Here is an 18,780-nt window from a genome sequence, read left to right on the forward strand (position 1 = left end):
GAAGGTAGGTCAATCGGGCATTCTTGTGGGTGTTCATCCGGAATCCTGTTCGAGAGAGCTTGGGGGTTTGGCGATTTCCAGTCTCTCAGAACTTCTCCGGGTGAACACCCGAAACAACCTATTGAAGCTTCACACCTAGCGATGTGCGCGGCATGGCGTTTGCCGCTCGGGCGTGCCCACGCGGTCAAAGCCGGGGAGCGGGGGGCGATGCTATCATTCGTGCCAATTCGGCCATTCCCGGCCTCATCTGCCCGACTCTGCCCCTCCCGCCGCCGACCCGTGCGACTGTCCAAGCTCAAACTCGCCGGTTTCAAGACCTTCGTCGACCCGACCACCATACAGATGCCCGGCCAGCTGGTCGGCGTGGTGGGGCCGAACGGCTGCGGCAAATCCAACATCATCGACGCGGTGCGCTGGGTGCTCGGCGAGTCGCGCGCGTCCGCCTTGCGCGGCGACGCGATGACCGACGTCATCTTCAATGGCTCGGGTACGCGCAAGCCGGTGGGGCGGGCCAGCGTCGAACTGGTGTTCGACAACGCGCAGGGCAGGGCGGCCGGACAGTGGTCGCAGTACGCCGAAATCGCGGTCAAGCGCGTGCTGGAACGCGACGGCCAGTCGGACTACTTCATCAACAACACCCGCGTGCGCCGGCGCGACGTGATCGACGTGTTCCTCGGCACCGGCCTCGGGCCGCGCGCCTACGCCATCATCGAGCAGGGCATGATCACCCGCATCATCGAGGCGCGGCCGGAAGAGCTGCGCGCCTTCCTCGAAGAAGCGGCGGGCATCACCAAATACCGCGAGCGGCGCAAGGAAACCCAGGGCCGGCTCGACGATGCGCGCGACAACCTGGTGCGGCTGGACGACATCGTCGGCGAACTGGGCACGCGTATCGAACGACTGCAGAAGCAGGCCGAGATCGCCGCCCGCTACACCGACATGAACCGCCGGTTGTCCGAACGACAGGCGCTGCTGTGGGCGATGAAGCAGCGCTCGGCCGCCGCCGAGGCCGACGCGCTGACGCTGGAAGCAGGCCGCATCGAGAACGACATCGAGCGCGAAACCGCGGCGCTGCGCCACCACGAGGCGGCGCTGGAGCGCATCCGCACCGAACATTTCGCCAGTTCCGAAGCGGTGCATGCGGCACAGGCCGAATTGCTGACCGCCAATGCAGAAGCCAGCCGGCTCGAAGACGACCTGAAGCGCGCGGCGGAGAACCGGCACAAGCTGGAAGCGCGCATCGCCCAGCTCGAAGCCGAGGTCGCGAACTGGCGTGCGCGCATCGAAAGCATCGAAACCGATACCGGCCGCTGGACCGAACTGGCCGAGCACGCGGCGCACCGCATCGAACAGGCGGAAGCGCGCCACGAAACGACCAGCGCGCTGCTGCCCGAAGCGGAAGCCGCCTTCCAGGAAGCGGAGCAGCAGGCCAATCTGGCGCGGCGCGAACTTGCGGCGGTCGAGCAGCAGCTCAAGGTCGAGGAAACCCACCGCGCCAACGCGGGCCGCACGCTCAATTCACTGGCTGGCCGGCGCGAGCGCATCGCGCACGACGAGGCGCAGCTGATCGAGCCCGATCGCGAGGCGCTGGCGCTGGCGCAGGACAAGCTCGAATCGCTGCAGATGGCGCAGGAGGCGGCGCAGCAGCGTCTGCAGGCGGCGCAGAACGCGGTGCCGCAGTTGCAGGCGCAGGTGCGCAACGCGCAGGACGCCGAGCGCGCCGCCACGCGGACGCTGACCGAAACCCGCGCCCGTCGCGACGCGCTGGTCGAACTGCAGCGCAAGACGCAGACCGACGGCAAGCTCGCTCCCTGGCTGGCCGCGCTCGGCCTGCAGGACGCGAAGCCGCTGTGGCAGTCGCTGCAGGTCGATGCCGGCTGGGAACTGGCGGTCGAGGCGGTGCTGCGTGAGCGGCTGGGCGCGCTCGAGGCAGCGTCTGCCGATACGCTGGCCTCTGCCTGCGCGGCCGGCGCCGCACCGCAGAACCTGACGCTCGCACTGCCCGGTAGCGATGTGCGCGCGGACGTCGGCGCCGACAGCCTGCGCCACCGCGTGCGCGCCCACGACGCGCGCTGGGACGCACTGCTCGACCTGTGGCTGGGCCCGGTCGCCGCCGTCGAGTCGCTGGATTTCACCGCCAGCGGCCTGCGCGTCGATCGTGAAGGCCGCGTCGCGCAGGGCGCGTCGCTGACGCTGTATGCGCCGGATGCGCGCACGCACGGCGTGCTCGAACGTGCGCGCGACATCGAACGCCTTGCTGAGGAGATCGAGCTCGCCGACGCCCAGCTCGCCGAATCGCGCGAGGCGCTGCGCGAAGCCGAGGCAGCGTTGGCCGGTGCGCACGAGGAACAGGCGGCGGCGCGGCGCGAACAGCAGTCGCTGACCCAGGCTGCGCACAGCGCGCAGGTCGAACAGATCAAGCTGGCGCAGGCGGTGTCGCGCTTCGACGAGCAGAAAGCGGCGCTGGCGCGCGACCGCGCCGAAGTCGACCAGGCCGAGCAGACCGAGCGCGCGCACCTTGAACGCGCCGACGCCGAAATCGAGCGCGCGCGCGAATTGATCGAGGTGCAGCGCATGCGACTCGATGCCGCGACCGAGGCGCAGAAGAACGCCGACAGCCAGCTGCGCGAGGCGCGCTTCGCCGATCAGGCGGCGGCGCGCGAACTGCAGGAGGCGAACTTCTCGCAGCGCGAGTGCGCCAGCCGTCTGACCGATCTGGCGAACAACCTCGCGATGGCGAAAACCCAGCTCGAAAACGCCGAACTGGAGCGCGCGCTGCGCAGCGACGAATTCGCGCAGATCGACGAGGGCAGCATAGACAGCCGGCTGCAGCAGGTGCTGGACAACCGCCGGGCGCGCGAGCAGGTGCTGGCCACCTGCCGCGACGCGCAGGAAGTGCTGGCCGCCCAGCTGCGTGAGCTGGAAGCGCAGCGCGCCAATACCGAACACCTGCTGGCGCCGGCGCGCGAGCGGCTGGCCGAGCTGAAGCTGAAGCAGCAGGCAGCGGCGCTGAATGCCGAACAGTACGCGCAGCGCCTGGGCGAGATCGAACTGCCGGAAGGGCGGCTCGATGCGCTGCTGGCCGAAGGCGAAGCGGAGAAGGTGCGCGAGGGCGCACTGACGGCCGAAATCAGCCGCCTGACGCGGGAAATCGCGGCACTCGGCGCGGTGAACCTCGCCGCGCTGGAAGAACTGGCGCAGGCGAATGAGCGCAAGGGTTATCTCGACGCGCAGTCGACCGATCTGCGCGACGCCATCGCCACGCTGGAAGACGCCATCCGCCGCATGGACCGCGACACGCGCGCCCTGCTCAAGGAGACGTATGATCGCGTCAATACCGAGTTCGGCCGCATCTTCCCGGAACTGTTCGGCGGCGGTGAGGCCCGACTGGTCATGACCGGCGACGAGATCCTCGATGCGGGGCTGCAGGTGTTCGCGCAGCCGCCGGGCAAGCGCAACGCGTCGATCCAGCTGCTGTCCGGTGGTGAGAAGGCGCTGACCGCGACGGCGCTGGTGTTTGCCTTCTTCCAGCTCAATCCGGCACCGTTCTGCATGCTGGACGAAGTCGATGCACCGCTGGACGACACGAATACCGAACGCTTCTGCGAAATGGTGAAGCGCATGTCCGCTTCGACGCAGTTCGTGTTCATCAGTCATAACAAGATCACGATGGAAATGGCGCAACAGCTGGTTGGCGTCACCATGCAGGAGCGCGGGTGTTCGCGCGTGGTCGAGGTCGATATGGAAGCGGCGCTGAAACTGCGCGACGAAGCGCTCAGCGTCTGAACAAAAAGGGATACGGATTCATGCAACTGACTGAACTGCAGATGGGGCTGATCGCGCTCGGCGTGGTCGGTGTCGGTGCCGTGATCGGCTACAACCTTTGGCAGGAGCGGCGCCACCGCCGCACCGCCGAACGCGCGCTCGGCGACGCTCAGCCCGACGTGCTGATCGATCCCCTGCACCAGCCGTCGCGCCGCGTCGAACCGACGCTGGATTTCGACCTGGGCAGCGATCTCGGCAACGACCTCGCGAGCGACACACCGGTTGGGCCGGCGATCGATCTGCCGATCGACGAGCGGATGAGCGCCGCGGTCGACGACACCGTGCAGCTTGCCCCGCAGCGCGAGCCGGTGCTCAGGGCGGCGCCGGCTGATGACGCAGCGCCGGCGTGGGCCGATGCCAAGGTTGAGGAAGTCATCGTCGTCGAACTGGAAGCGCCGATTGCGGCGACCGAGTTCCAGCGCGCCTGGAGCGAGCTGACGCGCCAGGTCGACACCGGCCTGCGCCTTCGCGGCCGCGACGAACAGGCCGGCCGCTGGCTGGAGCTGACGCCGGAGACCGCCGGCAATCTGTCGCGCATCGAAATGGCGGTGCAGCTCGCCGATCGCCGCGGTCCGCTCAGCGAGGCCTCGCTGTCGGCGCTGGCGCACGCGCTGCAGGCGGTCGCCGACCGCTTCCTTGCCGTCGTGCATTTCCCCGACGCACGAGATCTGCTCACCCGTGCGCGTGAGCTCGACAGCTTCGCCGCGTCGGTCGACGTGCAGATCGGCCTCAACCTGGTGGCCGGTGAACACTCGATTTCTGGCACCAAGCTGCGGGGTCTGGCCGAAGCGCAGGGCTTCGCACTGGAAAACGGTCTGTTCCGTGCGCGCGACGATGCCGGCGCGACGATCTACACGCTGGGCAATCTCGACGCCGCCGAATTCATCGCCGAAACGATGAAGAACCTGCAGACGCCGGGCGTGACACTGCTGCTCGACGTGCCCACGGTCGCCGACGGCGCGCGCAATTTCGACCGCATGGTCACGATGGCCGAGCAGTTCGCGCACGCGCTCGGCGCACGCGTGGTCGATGACAACCGGCAACCGCTGTCGCCTGCTTCGCTCGGCGTGATCCGCAGCAAGATCGCCGAGTTCCAGACCCGCATGACGCAGTTCGGCGTCGCCCCGGGCAGCGCGTCGGCGCGCCGCCTGTTCAGCTGATGGATGCGGCTGTCCTTGCGCGCGCGGCCGAGCTGCGCGCGCAGATCGCCCGTCACGACCGCCTCTACTACGAACTCGACGCACCGGAGATCCCGGACGCGGAATACGACCGCCTGTTTCGCGAACTGCAGGCGCTGGAAGCCGAGTACCCGGCGCTGCGCACAGCCGATTCGCCGACGCAGCGGGTCGGCGGCAAGCCGCTCGACAGCTTCGCGCCGGTGCGACACGTCGTGCCCATGCTGTCGATCCGCACCGAAACCGATACCGAGGCCAGCGGTGCGCTGAACTTCGACGCCCGCGTGCGGCGAGAACTTGGACTGACCGAGGAGGCGCCACCGGTCGAATATGCCGCCGAACTGAAGTTCGACGGTCTCGCCATCAATCTGCGCTACGAGAACGGCGTGCTGGTGCTCGCCGCCACCCGCGGCGACGGCGAAACCGGCGAGGACGTGACGCAGAACGTACGCACCATCCGCGACGTGCCGCTCGCGCTGACGCCGCTTCCTGCGAAGGGACAATCCTCGCTGTTCGACGCACCCGGCCTGCCCGAGGTGCTGGAAGTGCGCGGCGAGGTGTACATGCGGCGCGACGACTTCGACGCCTTCAACGCGCGCGCCATCGAAGCGGGCGAGAAGACGCTGGTGAACCCGCGCAATGGTGCGGCCGGCAGCATCCGCCAGCTCGACCCGGCGATCGCGGCGAAGAGGCCTTTGTCCTTCTATGCATACGGCCTCGGCGAAGTGCGCGGCTGGACGCTGCCCGACACCCACGCCGGTGTGCTCGACGCGCTGTCCGCCTTCGGCCTGCCGGTCAGCGAGCACCGCGCGGTGTGCAACGGCGGCGAGGCGCTGGCCGCATTCCATGCGCGCATCGCCGAGGCGCGGCCCACATTGCCCTTCGACATCGACGGCGTGGTCTACAAAGTGAACAGCCTGGCCCTGCAGCAGCGCATGGGTTTCGTCACCCGCGAGCCACGCTGGGCGGTGGCGCACAAGTACCCGGCGCAGGAAGCGCTGACCACGGTGCAGGACATCGAGGTGCAGGTCGGCCGCACCGGCAAGCTCACGCCGGTGGCGCGGCTGGCGCCGGTGTTCGTCGGCGGCGTCACGGTGACCAATGCGACGCTGCACAACGAATCGGAAATCCGCCGCAAGGACGTGCATGTCGGCGACACCGTCATCGTGCGCCGCGCCGGCGATGTCATACCCGAGGTCGTGTCGGTGCTGTCGGACAGACGGCCGGCGGACGCGCGTGCATTCTCCATGCCCAGCCACTGTCCGGTCTGCGGTTCGGACGTGGTGCGTGAAGAAGGCGAGGTCGATCATCGCTGCACCGGCGGGCTGTACTGTTCGGCGCAGCGCAAGCAGGCGCTGCTGCATTTCGCGCAGCGTCGCGCGATGGACATCGAAGGATTGGGTGACAAGCTGGTCGAGCAATTGGTGGATGGCGGACTGATCCGCAGCCTGCCTGACCTCTACCGGCTGGGCGTGCTCAAGCTGGCCGAACTGGATCGCATGGCGGTGAAGTCGGCGGAGAACCTGGTGACCGCACTGGAACAGTCCAAGCGCACTACGCTGGGGCGCTTCCTGTTCGGTCTGGGCATCCGCCACGTCGGCGAGGCGACCGCCAAGGATCTGGCGCGTCACCTCGGCAGCATGGACCGCATCATGGACGCTTCGGTCGAGGAACTGGCCCAGGTGCCTGACGTCGGTCCGGTGGTCGCGGCCAGCATCCACACTTTCTTCGCGCAGCCGCACAACCGCGAGGTGGTCGAGCAGCTGCGCGCCTGCGGCATCGTCTGGGAAGAGGGCGAAGCACAGGTGGCGAGCGGTCCTCTGGTCGGCAAGACGGTGGTGCTCACCGGCACGCTGCCCACGCTTTCGCGCGATCAGGCCAAGGACTTGCTTGAGTCTGCGGGCGCGAAAGTGGCCGGCAGCGTGTCCAAAAAGACCGATTTCGTGGTGGCTGGCACGGACGCCGGTTCCAAGCTCACAAAAGCGCAAGAACTGGGCATTAATATTCTCGATGAATCCGGGCTCATGTCGATGCTCGAGAAAAGGGAGCCTTAGAACGATGAAATCCGTACGCAAAGCTGTATTTCCCGTCGCCGGTCTGGGCAGCCGTTTCCTGCCCGCCACCAAGGCCAACCCGAAGGAAATGCTGCCGGTGGTCGACAAGCCGCTGATCCAGTACGCCGTCGAAGAAGCCGTGGCCGCCGGCTGCACCGACCTCATCTTCATCACCGGTCGCACCAAGCGTTCGATCGCCGACCACTTCGACAAGGCCTACGAGCTCGAACACGAGCTCGAAATGAAGAAGAAACACGACCTGCTGGCGCTGTGCAACACGGTGCCCAAGCACGTGAACTGCATCTACATCCGTCAGTCCGAGCCGCTTGGCCTGGGCCACGCGGTGCTGTGCGCCGCACCGGTCGTCGGTGACGAGCCGTTCGCCGTACTGCTGGCCGACGACCTGATCGACGGCGAGCCGCCCATCCTGAAGCAGATGACCGACATTTTCGACCGCTTCGGCCGCTCCATCCTCGGCGTGCAGCAGGTGCCGCGCAGCCAGACCGGCAGCTACGGCATCGTCAGCACCGACGCCGACGTCGGCGGCCTGTACGGCGTGACCGGCATCGTCGAGAAGCCGAAGCCCGAAGTGGCGCCGTCTACGCTGGCCGTGGTCGGCCGTTACGTGCTGACGCCGCGCATTTTCGATCACCTGCGCGCGATCACGCCGGGCGCCGGCGGCGAACTGCAGCTGACTGACGCGATCGCCGCATTGCTGAAGGAAGAGGCGGTGCTGGCCTATCCGTTCAAGGGCACGCGCTACGACTGCGGCTCCAAGCTGGGCTATCTGCAGGCGACCGTCGCACTGGCGCGCAAGCATCCGGAAGTCGGCGCAGCGTTCACCGCCTGGATGGACGCGCAGGAAGTGTCGCGCGAAGAGATTTCGCGCGAAGCCGACGCAGCGTGAGTCGTCTGGCCGACGCGCAGGCGCTGCTTGAAGGTGCCGACCTGATCTGCTCCGCCGCCGAAGTCGAGGCGGCGGTCGATCGGGTCGCGCGGGAGATCACGGCGGCGGTCGGCGACAGTTATCCGTTGCTGCTGTCGGTGATGGGCGGCGCCGTCGTATTCACCGGCAACCTGTTGCCGAAACTCGCGTTTCCGCTCGACTTCGACTATCTGCACGTCACCCGCTATGGCGACGAGACCTCGGGCGGCGAACTGCGCTGGATCAACGAGCCGCGCACGCAGCTGGTCGGCCGCACCGTGCTCGTGCTCGACGACATCCTCGACGAGGGCATCACGCTGGCGGCGATCCGCCAGCACATCCTGTCCAAGGGCGCGACGCGCTGTCTGACCGCCGTCTTCTCGGACAAGCAGATCGGTCGCGCCAAGCCGATCACCGCCGACTTTACCGGGCTGGAACTGCCCAACCGCTACGTGTTCGGCTACGGCATGGATGTGCGCGGTGCGTGGCGCAATCTGCCGGCCATTTACGCGCTGAAGGAGTAGGGCGTGACGGACGCCGGAACCGATGCGCTGCCGGTCTTCCTCGACATCGAGGCGTCCGGCTTCGGTGCCGGCAGCTATCCGATAGAGGTGGGCTGCGTGCTGCCGGACGGGCGCACGCTATGCTGTCTGGTGCGTCCGCCGGACGGATGGCGGCACTGGGATGCCAGCGCCGAGTCCATCCACCACATCACGCGCGACGTGCTGATGCAGCACGGCCTGCCGGTCGAGGAAGTCGTATGCCGGCTCGACGAGGCGCTGCGCGGGCGCGAGGTCTATAGCGACGCCTGGGGTAACGATTACGCCTGGCTGTCGCGCCTCTACGACGAAGCGGACCGCGTGCCGCGCTTTCGTCTGCGCAGCCTGCGCGAACTGCTGAACGAGGACCAGGCGGCGCGCTGGCATGGGGTCAAGCAGGCAGTGGCGGAAGAGCTGCACACCACACGCCATCGCGCCAGCAACGATGCGCGCGTGCTGCAGACCACCTACGCCCGGCTGCGCGCGCAGGCGGCGATCGAACGCCGCACCTGAAGCCGGTCTCTGGTTGAGGCACACATGAAAAGAGCGCCCTTGGGCGCTCTTTTCATTTCATTCGATGCTGCCCGGATATCAGGCTTCGTCGCGCGAAGCGCGCTTGCGCTCGTGTTCCTTCAGGTGACGCTTACGCAGGCGGATGTTCTTCGGCGTGATTTCGACCAGTTCGTCGTCGGCGATGAATTCGATCGCCGATTCCAGCGTCAGCGCGATCGGCGGAATCAGGCGCACGGCTTCGTCGGTACCCGAGGCGCGCACGTTGGTGAGCTGCTTGCCCTTGATCGGGTTCACCACCAGATCGTTGTCGCGTGAGTGGATGCCGATGATCATGCCTTCGTACAGCACATCGCCCGGATTGACGAACATGCGGCCACGGTCCTGCAGGTTCCACAGCGCGTAGGCGACCGCCTCGCCGTCGTTCTGCGAAATGAGCACGCCGTTGCGACGTTCCGACATGGCGCCGGCCATCGGGCCGTAGTCGTCGAACACGTGGCTGGCCAGACCGGTGCCGCGGGTCAGCGTCAGGAACTCGCCCTGGAAACCGATCAGGCCACGCGCCGGAATGCGGTACTCGATACGCACACGGCCCTTGCCGTCCGGCTGCATGTCCTGCATTTCACCGCGGCGACGGCCCAGTTCTTCCATCACGCCGCCCTGATGGGTTTCTTCGACGTCGACGGTCAGCATTTCGTACGGCTCGCACTTCACGCCGTCAATTTCCTTGAACACCACGCGCGGGCGGCCGACCGCCAGTTCGTAGCCTTCGCGGCGCATGTTTTCCAGCAGGATGGTCAGGTGCAGTTCGCCGCGGCCCGACACCAGGAACACGTCGGAGTCGTCGGTGTACTCGACGCGCAGCGCCACGTTCTTCAGCAGTTCCTTTTCCAGGCGCTCGCGGATCTGGCGGCTGGTGACGAACTTGCCTTCGCGACCGGCCAGCGGCGAGGCGTTCACCATGAAGTTCATGGTCAGCGTCGGCTCGTCGACCGCGATCGGCTTCATCGGCTCGGGCGAATCCGGGTCACAGATGGTGACGCCGATGCCGACCTGCTCGATGCCGGACACCAGCACGATGTCGCCGGCGCTGGCCGATTCGGCCTGCGTGCGGTCCAGACCCTTGAAGGTGAGCACCTGGCCGACCTTGGCCTTGCCGCGGCTTTCGTCGCCGTAATAGACGACGACTTCCTGGTTCGGCTTGATGCGGCCACGCTTGATGCGGCCGATGCCGAGCTGACCGATGTAGGTCGAGTAGTCGAGCGAACAGATCTGCAGCTGCAGCGGGGCGTCTTCATCGACTTCCGGCTGCGGCACGTGCTTCAGGATGGTTTCGAACAGCGGGCGCATGTCGGTGCCCGGCTTGTCGGCGTCCAGCATCGCGAAGCCGTTCAGCGCCGAGGCGAACACGACCGGGAAATCCAGCTGTTCGTCGGTGGCGCCCAGCTTGTCGAACAGATCGAAGGTGTGGTTGATCACCCAGTCCGGACGGGCGCCTGGGCGGTCGATCTTGTTCACCACGACGATGGGCTTCAGGCCGAGGGCCAGCGCCTTGCGGGTGACGAAGCGGGTCTGCGGCATCGGGCCTTCGACGGCGTCGACCAGCAGCAGCACGGAATCGACCATCGACAGCACGCGCTCGACCTCGCCGCCGAAGTCGGCGTGGCCCGGGGTGTCGACGATGTTGATGTGCGTGCCTTCGTATTCGATTGCGCAGTTCTTGGCGAGAATCGTGATGCCGCGTTCTTTTTCGATATCGCCGGAATCCATGACCCGCTCGGACACCTGCTGGTGCGATGCGAAGGTGCCGGATTGGCGCAGCAGCTGGTCAACCAGCGTGGTCTTGCCATGATCGACGTGCGCGATGATGGCGATGTTGCGTATGGAGCGGGACATGGGAATGGTGCGGCGCAAAAGATAAACACGCGAGTTTAGCACGCCAAGTTCGCAAGACGTCAGGTGCCCGGACGGAGGGCGTTCCGGCTGCTAGACTCGCCGGTCATCCAATCAGGAGTTGCGGAACGATGCTGGCCATCATTGGCGGAAGCGGGCTGACCCAGCTTGCCAACCTCGACGTCACGCGGCGCGAGGTCGTGCGTACCCCTTACGGCGAACCGTCCGGTCCGCTCACCTTCGGCCGTCTCGGTGGCCACGAACTGGTGTTCATCGCCCGCCATGGCTACGGCCACACGATTCCGCCGCATCGCGTCAATTACCGCGCGAACATCTCGGCGCTGAAGAGCGTCGGCGTGGACAAGGTCGTGTCGGTGGCGTCGGTCGGCGGCATCCGCCCCGACCTGGCGCCGGGCAGCCTGGTCGTGCCGGATCAGATCATCGACTACACCTGGGGCCGCCATTCGACCTTTTTCGACGGCCACGACGGACAGGTGAAGCATGTCGATTTCACCGAACCCTACGACAGTGCCCTGCGTGCGCGGCTACTCGCCGCCGCGGCGCTGGCCGGCGAGGCGGTGATCGACGGCGCCGTCTATGCAGCCACCCAGGGACCGCGTCTCGAAACCGCGGCCGAGATCAACCGCTTCGAGCGCGACGGCGCCGACGTCGTCGGCATGACCGGCATGCCGGAGGCGGTGCTGGCGCGCGAGGCCGGTCTGGCTTACGCGGCGCTCAATGTGGTGGTGAATCACGCGGCCGGTCGTGGCGATTCCGCGCACGGCATCCAGATGTCGGCCATCGAAGCCATGCTGCAGGAGGCGATGATGCGCGTGCGCCACCTGCTCGAGCGCTTGTGCCAGGAAGGGGCGTGCCCGTGATCCGTGACATCCTGCGCATGGGTGACCCGCGCCTGCTGCGCGTTTCGCGGCCGGTCGAGCGTTTCGACACGGCGGAGCTCGACGCACTGGTGACCGACCTGATGGACACCATGCAGGCGGCCAACGGCGCCGGCCTCGCGGCGCCGCAGATCGGCGTCGACCTGCGCGTCGTCATCTTCGGCGGCTCGCCGTCCGTGCGCTATCCGGACGCGCCGGTCGTGCCTTTCACCGTGCTGGTCAATCCGGTGCTGACGCCGCTCGGCCACGACATGGAGGAGGGCTGGGAGGGCTGTCTGTCCGTGCCAGGCCTCCGTGGCGTCGTGCCGCGTTACAGCCGGCTGCACTACAGCGGCTTCGATCCGGCGGGCAAGCCGATCTCACGCGAAGCCGAGGGTTTCCACGCGCGCGTCGTGCAGCACGAATGCGATCACCTGGACGGCATCCTCTACCCGATGCGGGTGCGTGACTTCAGCCGCTTCGGCTACACCGACGTGCTGTTCCCGGGCGCCGAGGATGGAGACGACTGACGGCGTCTGAGCGGGCGCTGCTACCGAGAACCCAGGGCCTTCTCGCCCCGGCACAAGCCGGCATCGAAGTCTGTGGATGGCCACCGCTGCGTCGCGGTCAAGGCCGCTCCCGCAGGCGATGCGCTCGACCCACGGTCGGAACCGGGGCCGAGGTTCTGTGGGAGGAGCCTTCTGACCCCGACGGGGCCGGCGATCAGCAACCACCGGCCATTCGAAGGCAGAAGTCGCCGTCGGATGGTCCTTGCCTAGATGCCGCTCGCGGCTCGTGTCCCCGCTGCGCGCGCCGCGATCCAGGCTTCCAGTTCGGGTGCCGGCAGCGGTTTGCTGAACAGGAAGCCCTGGACGCATTCACAGCCCAGGTTGCCGAGGAAGGCGTACTGCGCGTCGGTTTCCACGCCTTCGGCGATCACCGTCAGGCCGAGGTTGTGCGCCAGGCTGATGGTCGCGGCGCAGATGGCGGCGTCGTCCGGATCGTTCTCGATGTCCTTGACGAAGGAACGATCGATCTTCAGCCGCTGCAAGGGCATGAGCTTCAGGTGGCTCAGCGACGAATAGCCGGTGCCGAAGTCGTCGATCGCCAGTTCGAGGCCCAGTTCGCGCAACTGCGCCAGCATGCGCAGCGTATTGTCGGCGTCCTCCATGGCGACACTCTCGGTGATTTCCAGTTCAAGGTCGCCCGGCTTCAGGTCGTACTTCAGCACCACGTCCTTCACCTGCCGCAGCAGATTCTTCGAGCGCAGCTGTCGCGCCGACAGGTTGACGGCGATCCGCATCTGCAGGCCCATGGCGCGCCAGACACTGAGTTGGCGACAGGCTTCCTGCAGTATCCATTCGCCGAGGCGGATGATGAGATCGCTTTCCTCGGCAATCGGAATGAACTTGTTCGGCGGCACCAGACCGCGCTCCGGGTGCTCCCAGCGCACCAGCACTTCGACCCCCATCAGCCGACCGCTACCGGTTTCGATCTGCGGCTGGTAGTGCAACACGAACTGCCGCTTGGCAATCGCCTGGTGCAGGCTGCTCTGCAGCGTCAGCCGTTCGCTGGCGTTGGCCGACATGCTGTCGTTGAAGAACTGGTAGTTATTCCGGCCGGCAGCCTTGGCGTGATACATCGCGCTGTCGACATTGCGCAGCAGGTCATCGACCGTTTCGCCGTCGTTCGGAAACACGCCGATGCCGACGCTGGGCGTCGAATGCAGCTGGTAGGCCTCGACCGCGTAGGGCGCGGACAGGGCGCCGACGATCTTCTCGGCTACGGCAGCGGCGGTCAGCGTGGTCACCATGTCGGTCACCAGGACGACGAACTCGTCGCCACCGAGGCGTGCCACGACGTCGCTCTGCCGCACGCAGCGCAGCAGGCGCTTGCCGACCTCGACCAGCAGCGCGTCACCGACGTGATGGCCCAACGTGTCGTTGATGTCCTTGAAGTGGTCCATGTCTATCATCAGCACCGCAAACAGCGTGCTGTGTCGGCGCGCGTGCGCCATCACCTGTTCCATGCGCAGCTGCAGCGACAGGCGGTTGGGCAGACCGGTCAGCATGTCGTGGTGCGCGAGGTGGTGGATCTTCCTTTCCGCCTCCCTGCGCTCGCTGATGTCGGCAAAGGAATGCACGTAGTGAGCGATGCGGCCACCCGGTTCGCGCACCGGATAGATGCTGAGCGACTTCGGATAGCTTTCGCCGCTGGCGCGCCGGTCGTCGAGTTCGCCACGCCAGTAGCCGTCGCGTTCGAGCTGCTCGGCGAATTCGTTGCGCGATTCCTCGCTGTACGGACAGCTCACCACCGCTGACGCGGGGCGACCGCAGGCGGCGCTGCTCGCTACGCCCGTCAGCGCGCTGAATGCAGGATTCACGGTGACGACGCGTCCGCGTGCATCGGTGACCATGATGGCTTCGTTCAGACTGTCGATCACGCTGGCTGCGAGCGACAGTTCGGCGTCGCGCATCTGCAGCCGGCGCAACTGCAGCTGTCGCAGATAGAGCAGGGCGGCAATGGCCAGCGACACGGCGGCGCCGGCCCCCCAGATGCCGAGCACGCGCGCGCTGCCATATCCGCTCTGCCAGCCGCCAGCGGGAACGGCGGCCAGTTGCCAGCGTGCGTTGTCGGGTAGCACGACGTCGACCAGCACCGGTGTCTGGTCGAACAGCGCCGCGTCGCCATGGAAGACCTCACCTGCCGCACCCAGCCCGTCGCGACCGCGCAGCGCGTAACGCAGGTCGCCGCGCTCAGGGACGAGACCGCTGGCTTCGAGCAGTGAATCGAAGCGCAGCACGACGGCAACCAGGCCCCAGTAACGTTCGGGCTGTCCGTTTCGCGTCGGAAGATAGACCGGAAACCGGTTGATCAGGCCGACGCCGCCCTGTACCAGTTCGAGCGGGCCGGCGAGTACGAAGCGACGGGACTTCATCATCTGCACCACCGCGTCACGTTGCGACGGCGTATCGAGATAGCTCAGACCGATTGCGCGTTCGTTGCCGGCGAGTGGATAGACCTCACGCACCACGTTGTCCGGCGCCACCGAAATGTTCCGCAGATGGCGGCCGTAGGCCAGCATACGTTCGGCGACGCGATCGAAGGAGGCGCGGTCGAAGTCGGGATTGGCGGCGATGAAACTGACCAGGCCGAGCGACAGGTGGGCGGCGCTGTTGACCTCGCTCTCCAGCCGCGCCCGCACCTGTCCGGCCTGCGCTGTCACGGCGCTGCGCTCGCGCTGATGCAGTTCCGCCGCCTCGTTGCCTGCGATGTAGGCGGTCAGTGCCAGACCCGCCAGCAGCGCTACCAGCGCAACGATCAGTGGTCGCGCGCGGTCGGTCATCGTGAATGCGGGTTCGTCGCGGGTCAGGCTCAAGGCAGGGTTCCGTCCTCGTCGGGGATGCCCGGGTGCGTCGGCATCGACAGTATGTCCGGAAACCTGCGCGGCGCAGCGAGCACTGCGTCGCGCCCGTCATACCGTGCTCAGGAAACGGCCAGTTCGTCCAGCAGTTCCTGCTCCAGACGGATCAGGGTCGTGCTGTTGTCCAGTTCATCGCCCGAGATCAGGAACACGTCCTCGGCGCGCTCGCCCAGCGTCGTGATCTTGGCGGTGTGCAGGCGGATCGCATGCGCCGCCAGCACGCGCGCCACCGAGTAGAGCAGGCCGGGACGGTCGGCCGCGGTGACGTGCATGATGTGGTGCTGCTTGCGTTCGTCCGGCTTGATGACGATTTCCGGCGTGATCGGGAAATGCTTCACCTCGCGCGACAGCCGTCCGGCGATCGGCTGTTCGGCTGGAAGTTGCGCCTGCAGGCGCTCGACCAGTCCGGTCTCGATCAGCGCGATCATGTCGCGCGAATTGAGGTGGCCGTTCGGGTCGAGCAGCACGAAGCTGTCGAGCGCATGGCCGTCGGTCGTGGTGTGGATCTTGGCGTCGGCGATGCTGTAGCCCAGCCGGCCGAAAAAGCCGCACAGACGCACGAACAGGTCGAGCTGGTCCGGCGCATACACCATCACCTGCAGGCCGTCGCCGACCTGGTTCGGCCGCGCCTTGACGACCGGCACCGTGGCATCGACCTGGAAATACAGCATGCGCGTGTGCCAGGCGATTTCGTCCGGGTCGTGGCGCATGAAGTACACGGTGTCCAGGCGTGACCAGAAAGCCTGCTCCACGCCCTCGCGCAGTCCGAAGTAGCGCAGCAGACTGCGCGCTTCCTCCTGCCGGTCACCGCTGCCGGGTGCGTGGGCGCCTTCACCCTGCAGCACGCGCAGGGTCGAGAAGTAGAGGTCTTCCAGCAGCTTGCCGCGCCAGGCATTCCACACCTTGGGACTGGTGCCGCGGATGTCGGCGTGGGTCAGGATGTAGAGCGCGGTCAGGCGACGTTCGCTCTTCACCACGCGCGCGAAGTCGCGGATCACGTCCGGGTCGGACAGGTCCTGCTTCTGCGCCACCGAGGACATCGACAGGTGGTGCTCGACCAGGAAGACGACCAGATCGGTGTCGACGGGGCTCAGATCGTGCTGGCGGCAGAACAGACGTGCGTCGCGCATGCCCAGTTGCGAGTGGTCGCCGCCGCGGCCCTTGGCGATGTCGTGGAACAGCGCCGACAGGTAGAGCAGCCAGCGCCGCTCGAAGCCGGTAATCAGGCGCGACAGCAGCGGGTATTCGTGCGCGTGTTCCGACATGGTGAAGCGGCGTACGTTGCGCATCACCTGCAGGATGTGCTGGTCGACCGTGTAGACGTGAAACAGGTCGTGCTGCATCTGGCCGACGATGCGGCCGAAGGCGGGCAGGTAGCGGCCGAGGATGCCGTACTGGTTCATCCGGCGGATTTCATGCACCAGACCGCGCGTCTGCTGGAACAGCGACAGGAAGAGGGCGCGGTTCTTCGGGTCGCGGCGGAATTTCGCGTCGATCATCCGGCGCGCGCGCCACAGGCCGCGCAGCGTACGCGCAGTCATGCCCTTCAGTTCACTGTGCCGCTGCAGCAGCGTGAAGCATTCGAGCAGCGCACTCGGCTCGCGCTCGAAAACCTGCTCATCGACCACGTCCAGCAGTTCGCGGCTGGACTGGAAACGCGCATTGATCGGCAACACGGCCGACTCGTCGGCCGGGAACAGCGCGGCAGAAATGTTCTGCAGCAGAATGGTGTTGAGCTGGGTGATGGTCTTGGCGCTGCGGTAGTAGCGCTGCATGAACACTTCTGAAGCGCGCCGCGTCGGCGTCGCGGCCAGACCGAAGGCGGCGGCCATTGCCTCCTGGTGATCGAAGATCAGGCGATCTTCACGGCGACGCGCGATCAGGTGCAGCCGTACCCGGGTGTCGCGCATGAAGCGTTCGACACGCGCCAGCTGGCGCGCTTCCTCGGTGGTGATCAGGCCGCGGGCGGCCAGTTCGGCCCAGCTTGCGCCCAGCTTGCTCGCACGCGCGATCCACTGGATTACCTGCAGGTCACGCAGACCGCCCGGGCTTTCCTTGCAGTTCGGTTCGAGGCTGTAGGGCGTTTCCTGGTAGCGCTGATGGCGTTCGTCCTGCTCCAGCCGCTTGGCCTTGAAGAAGGCGCCGGGGTCGCGCTGCGCTTCCAGCGTGTCACTCAGTTCGCGGAACAGCTTGCGCGAGCCGGCGAGCAGGCGTGCTTCGAGCAGCGTGGTTTCGACCGTGATGTCGCGCGAGGCTTCGTCGACGCACTGTGCGACCGAACGCACGCTGTGCCCGATGTCCAGGCCGATGTCCCACAGCAGTCCGACCAGATGTTCGAGCTTGGCCTCGATGTCAGCCGACACCTCGCTTGGCGTCAGGAAGAGCACATCGACGTCTGACGCCGGATACAGCTCGCCGCGGCCGTAACCGCCGACCGCGATCAGCGCCGCGGTGCGCGGCAGGCCGACCGCTGCCCACAGGCGGCGCAGCGCGTTGTCGACGGCGCGGGCGCGCGCCGCGAGCATGCGGCTGCTGTTGCCGTCCTGTTCGAAACGGGTGCGGAATTCGAGCTGGCTGGCCGCCAGTTCGCTGCGCAGTGCGCCGGCGAGCTGGCGCAGCGCGTCGGAATCGGCCGGACCGTTCACCGCTCAGGCGGCCCGGGCGGTGTCGCCGCTCAGCGCCGGCGGCGGGCTGCCGGCCGACACGGTCAGCACCTCGTAGCCGTCGGCGGTGACCAGCACCGTATGTTCCCATTGCGCGGACAGACTGCGGTCGCGGGTGACGATGGTCCAGCCGTCCGGCAGTTCCGACACGGCGGCGCGACCGGCGTTGATCATCGGCTCGATGGTGAAGATCATGCCTTCCTTCAGTTCCATGCCGGTGCCCGGCTTGCCGTAGTGCAGCACCTGCGGCTCCTCGTGGAATTTCCGGCCGATGCCGTGACCGCAGAATTCGCGCACGACGGAAAAGCCGTTGTTCTCGGCGTGGCGCTGGATGGCGTGGCCGATGTCGCCCAGGCGGGCGCCCGGCTTCACCTTCGAAATGCCCAGCCACAGGCATTCGTAGGTGATCAGGCAGAGGCGTGCAGCCTGCTTGGTCGTCTCGCCGCCGACGATGAACATGCGGCTGGTGTCGCCGTGGAAGCCGTCCTTGATGACGGTGATGTCCAGATTGACGATGTCGCCCTTCTTCAGTGCCCGGTCGGCCGGCACGCCGTGGCATACGACGTGGTTCACCGAGGTGCAGATCGACTTCGGGTAGGGGCTGTAGCCGGGCGGTGCGTAATTGAGCGGCGCCGGGATGGTCTGCTGCACGTTCACCATGTATTCGTGGCACAGGCGGTCGAGTTCGGCCGTGGTGACGCCCGGCTGCACGTGGGGCTCGATGTAGTCGAGCACTTCCGACGCCAGTCTGCACGCGACGCGCATGCTCTCGATTTCTTCCGCTGTCTTGATGGTGACGCTCATGAAAAGGCTCTGTAAGGGTGTTCCGAGGGACAGCAGGTTAGCGGAAGCGGTTCCGGGCGGCAAACTGCTGTCATCCGCCCGACTTGAGTT

The 18,780-nt window shown here is 66.7% G+C and carries 12 protein-coding genes; 8 read left to right on the forward strand and 4 right to left on the reverse strand.

The window, feature by feature from the left end:
- Positions 1–279 precede the first annotated feature (279 nt).
- Genes smc through AC51BJ_RS18885 form a run of 6 tightly spaced genes read left to right on the forward strand, consistent with a single transcriptional unit; the run spans position 280 to position 9,031 of the window.
- Entirely contained in the window at positions 280–3,786 is a 3,507-nt protein-coding gene (gene smc, locus AC51BJ_RS18860; RefSeq protein WP_496281256.1) for a chromosome segregation protein SMC, read from the forward strand.
- Between the two features lie 20 nt (positions 3,787–3,806).
- The gene (locus tag AC51BJ_RS18865; RefSeq protein ID WP_496281257.1) at positions 3,807–4,985 is read left to right on the forward strand and encodes a cell division protein ZipA C-terminal FtsZ-binding domain-containing protein; all 1,179 of its coding nucleotides are present in this window, start codon (positions 3,807–3,809) and stop codon (positions 4,983–4,985) included.
- Entirely contained in the window at positions 4,985–7,054 is a 2,070-nt protein-coding gene (gene ligA / locus AC51BJ_RS18870) for an NAD-dependent DNA ligase LigA (protein ID WP_430434064.1), read from the forward strand. The genes AC51BJ_RS18865 and ligA overlap by 1 nt, the downstream gene beginning before the upstream one ends.
- Positions 7,055–7,058: 4 nt before the next feature.
- Positions 7,059–7,961 carry a UTP--glucose-1-phosphate uridylyltransferase GalU gene (gene galU, locus AC51BJ_RS18875; RefSeq protein ID WP_020164771.1) on the forward strand — a complete coding sequence of 301 codons (903 nt, stop codon included), beginning with the start codon at positions 7,059–7,061 and terminating at the stop codon, positions 7,959–7,961.
- Positions 7,958–8,503 carry a hypoxanthine-guanine phosphoribosyltransferase gene (locus tag AC51BJ_RS18880; RefSeq protein WP_496281258.1) on the forward strand — a complete coding sequence of 182 codons (546 nt, stop codon included), beginning with the start codon at positions 7,958–7,960 and terminating at the stop codon, positions 8,501–8,503. The genes galU and AC51BJ_RS18880 overlap by 4 nt, the downstream gene beginning before the upstream one ends.
- Before the next feature lie 3 nt (positions 8,504–8,506).
- Complete coding sequence (locus AC51BJ_RS18885) at positions 8,507–9,031, forward strand: 3'-5' exonuclease (protein WP_430434061.1); 525 nt, start codon at positions 8,507–8,509, stop codon at positions 9,029–9,031.
- A 78-nt stretch (positions 9,032–9,109) separates the two neighbouring features.
- Here the strand turns inward: AC51BJ_RS18885 and typA are convergent, their stop codons facing one another.
- Positions 9,110–10,924: a translational GTPase TypA gene (gene typA / locus AC51BJ_RS18890; RefSeq protein ID WP_019918197.1), complete on the reverse strand. Its 1,815-nt coding sequence runs from the start codon at positions 10,922–10,924 to the stop codon at positions 9,110–9,112.
- Between the two features lie 128 nt (positions 10,925–11,052).
- On the opposite strand from typA, the gene AC51BJ_RS18895 reads away from it, so the two are divergent.
- Entirely contained in the window at positions 11,053–11,802 is a 750-nt protein-coding gene (locus tag AC51BJ_RS18895; protein WP_496281259.1) for an S-methyl-5'-thioinosine phosphorylase, read from the forward strand.
- Positions 11,799–12,329: a peptide deformylase gene (gene def / locus AC51BJ_RS18900; RefSeq protein WP_496281360.1), complete on the forward strand. Its 531-nt coding sequence runs from the start codon at positions 11,799–11,801 to the stop codon at positions 12,327–12,329. Before AC51BJ_RS18895 ends, def begins: the two co-directional genes overlap by 4 nt.
- A gap of 245 nt (positions 12,330–12,574) precedes the next feature.
- Here the strand turns inward: def and AC51BJ_RS18905 are convergent, their stop codons facing one another.
- The 3 genes from AC51BJ_RS18905 to map form a co-directional block, all read right to left on the reverse strand.
- The gene (locus tag AC51BJ_RS18905) at positions 12,575–15,178 is read right to left on the reverse strand and encodes a bifunctional diguanylate cyclase/phosphodiesterase (protein ID WP_496281260.1); all 2,604 of its coding nucleotides are present in this window, start codon (positions 15,176–15,178) and stop codon (positions 12,575–12,577) included.
- A 107-nt stretch (positions 15,179–15,285) separates the two neighbouring features.
- A complete protein-coding gene (locus AC51BJ_RS18910; protein WP_496281261.1) occupies positions 15,286–17,868 on the reverse strand; it encodes a [protein-PII] uridylyltransferase in 2,583 nt (860 codons plus the stop codon).
- Between the two features lie 3 nt (positions 17,869–17,871).
- The gene (gene map / locus AC51BJ_RS18915; RefSeq protein ID WP_019918202.1) at positions 17,872–18,690 is read right to left on the reverse strand and encodes a type I methionyl aminopeptidase; all 819 of its coding nucleotides are present in this window, start codon (positions 18,688–18,690) and stop codon (positions 17,872–17,874) included.
- Positions 18,691–18,780 lie beyond the last annotated feature (90 nt).

This window comes from Methyloversatilis sp. S146-33, from assembly GCF_059552495.1.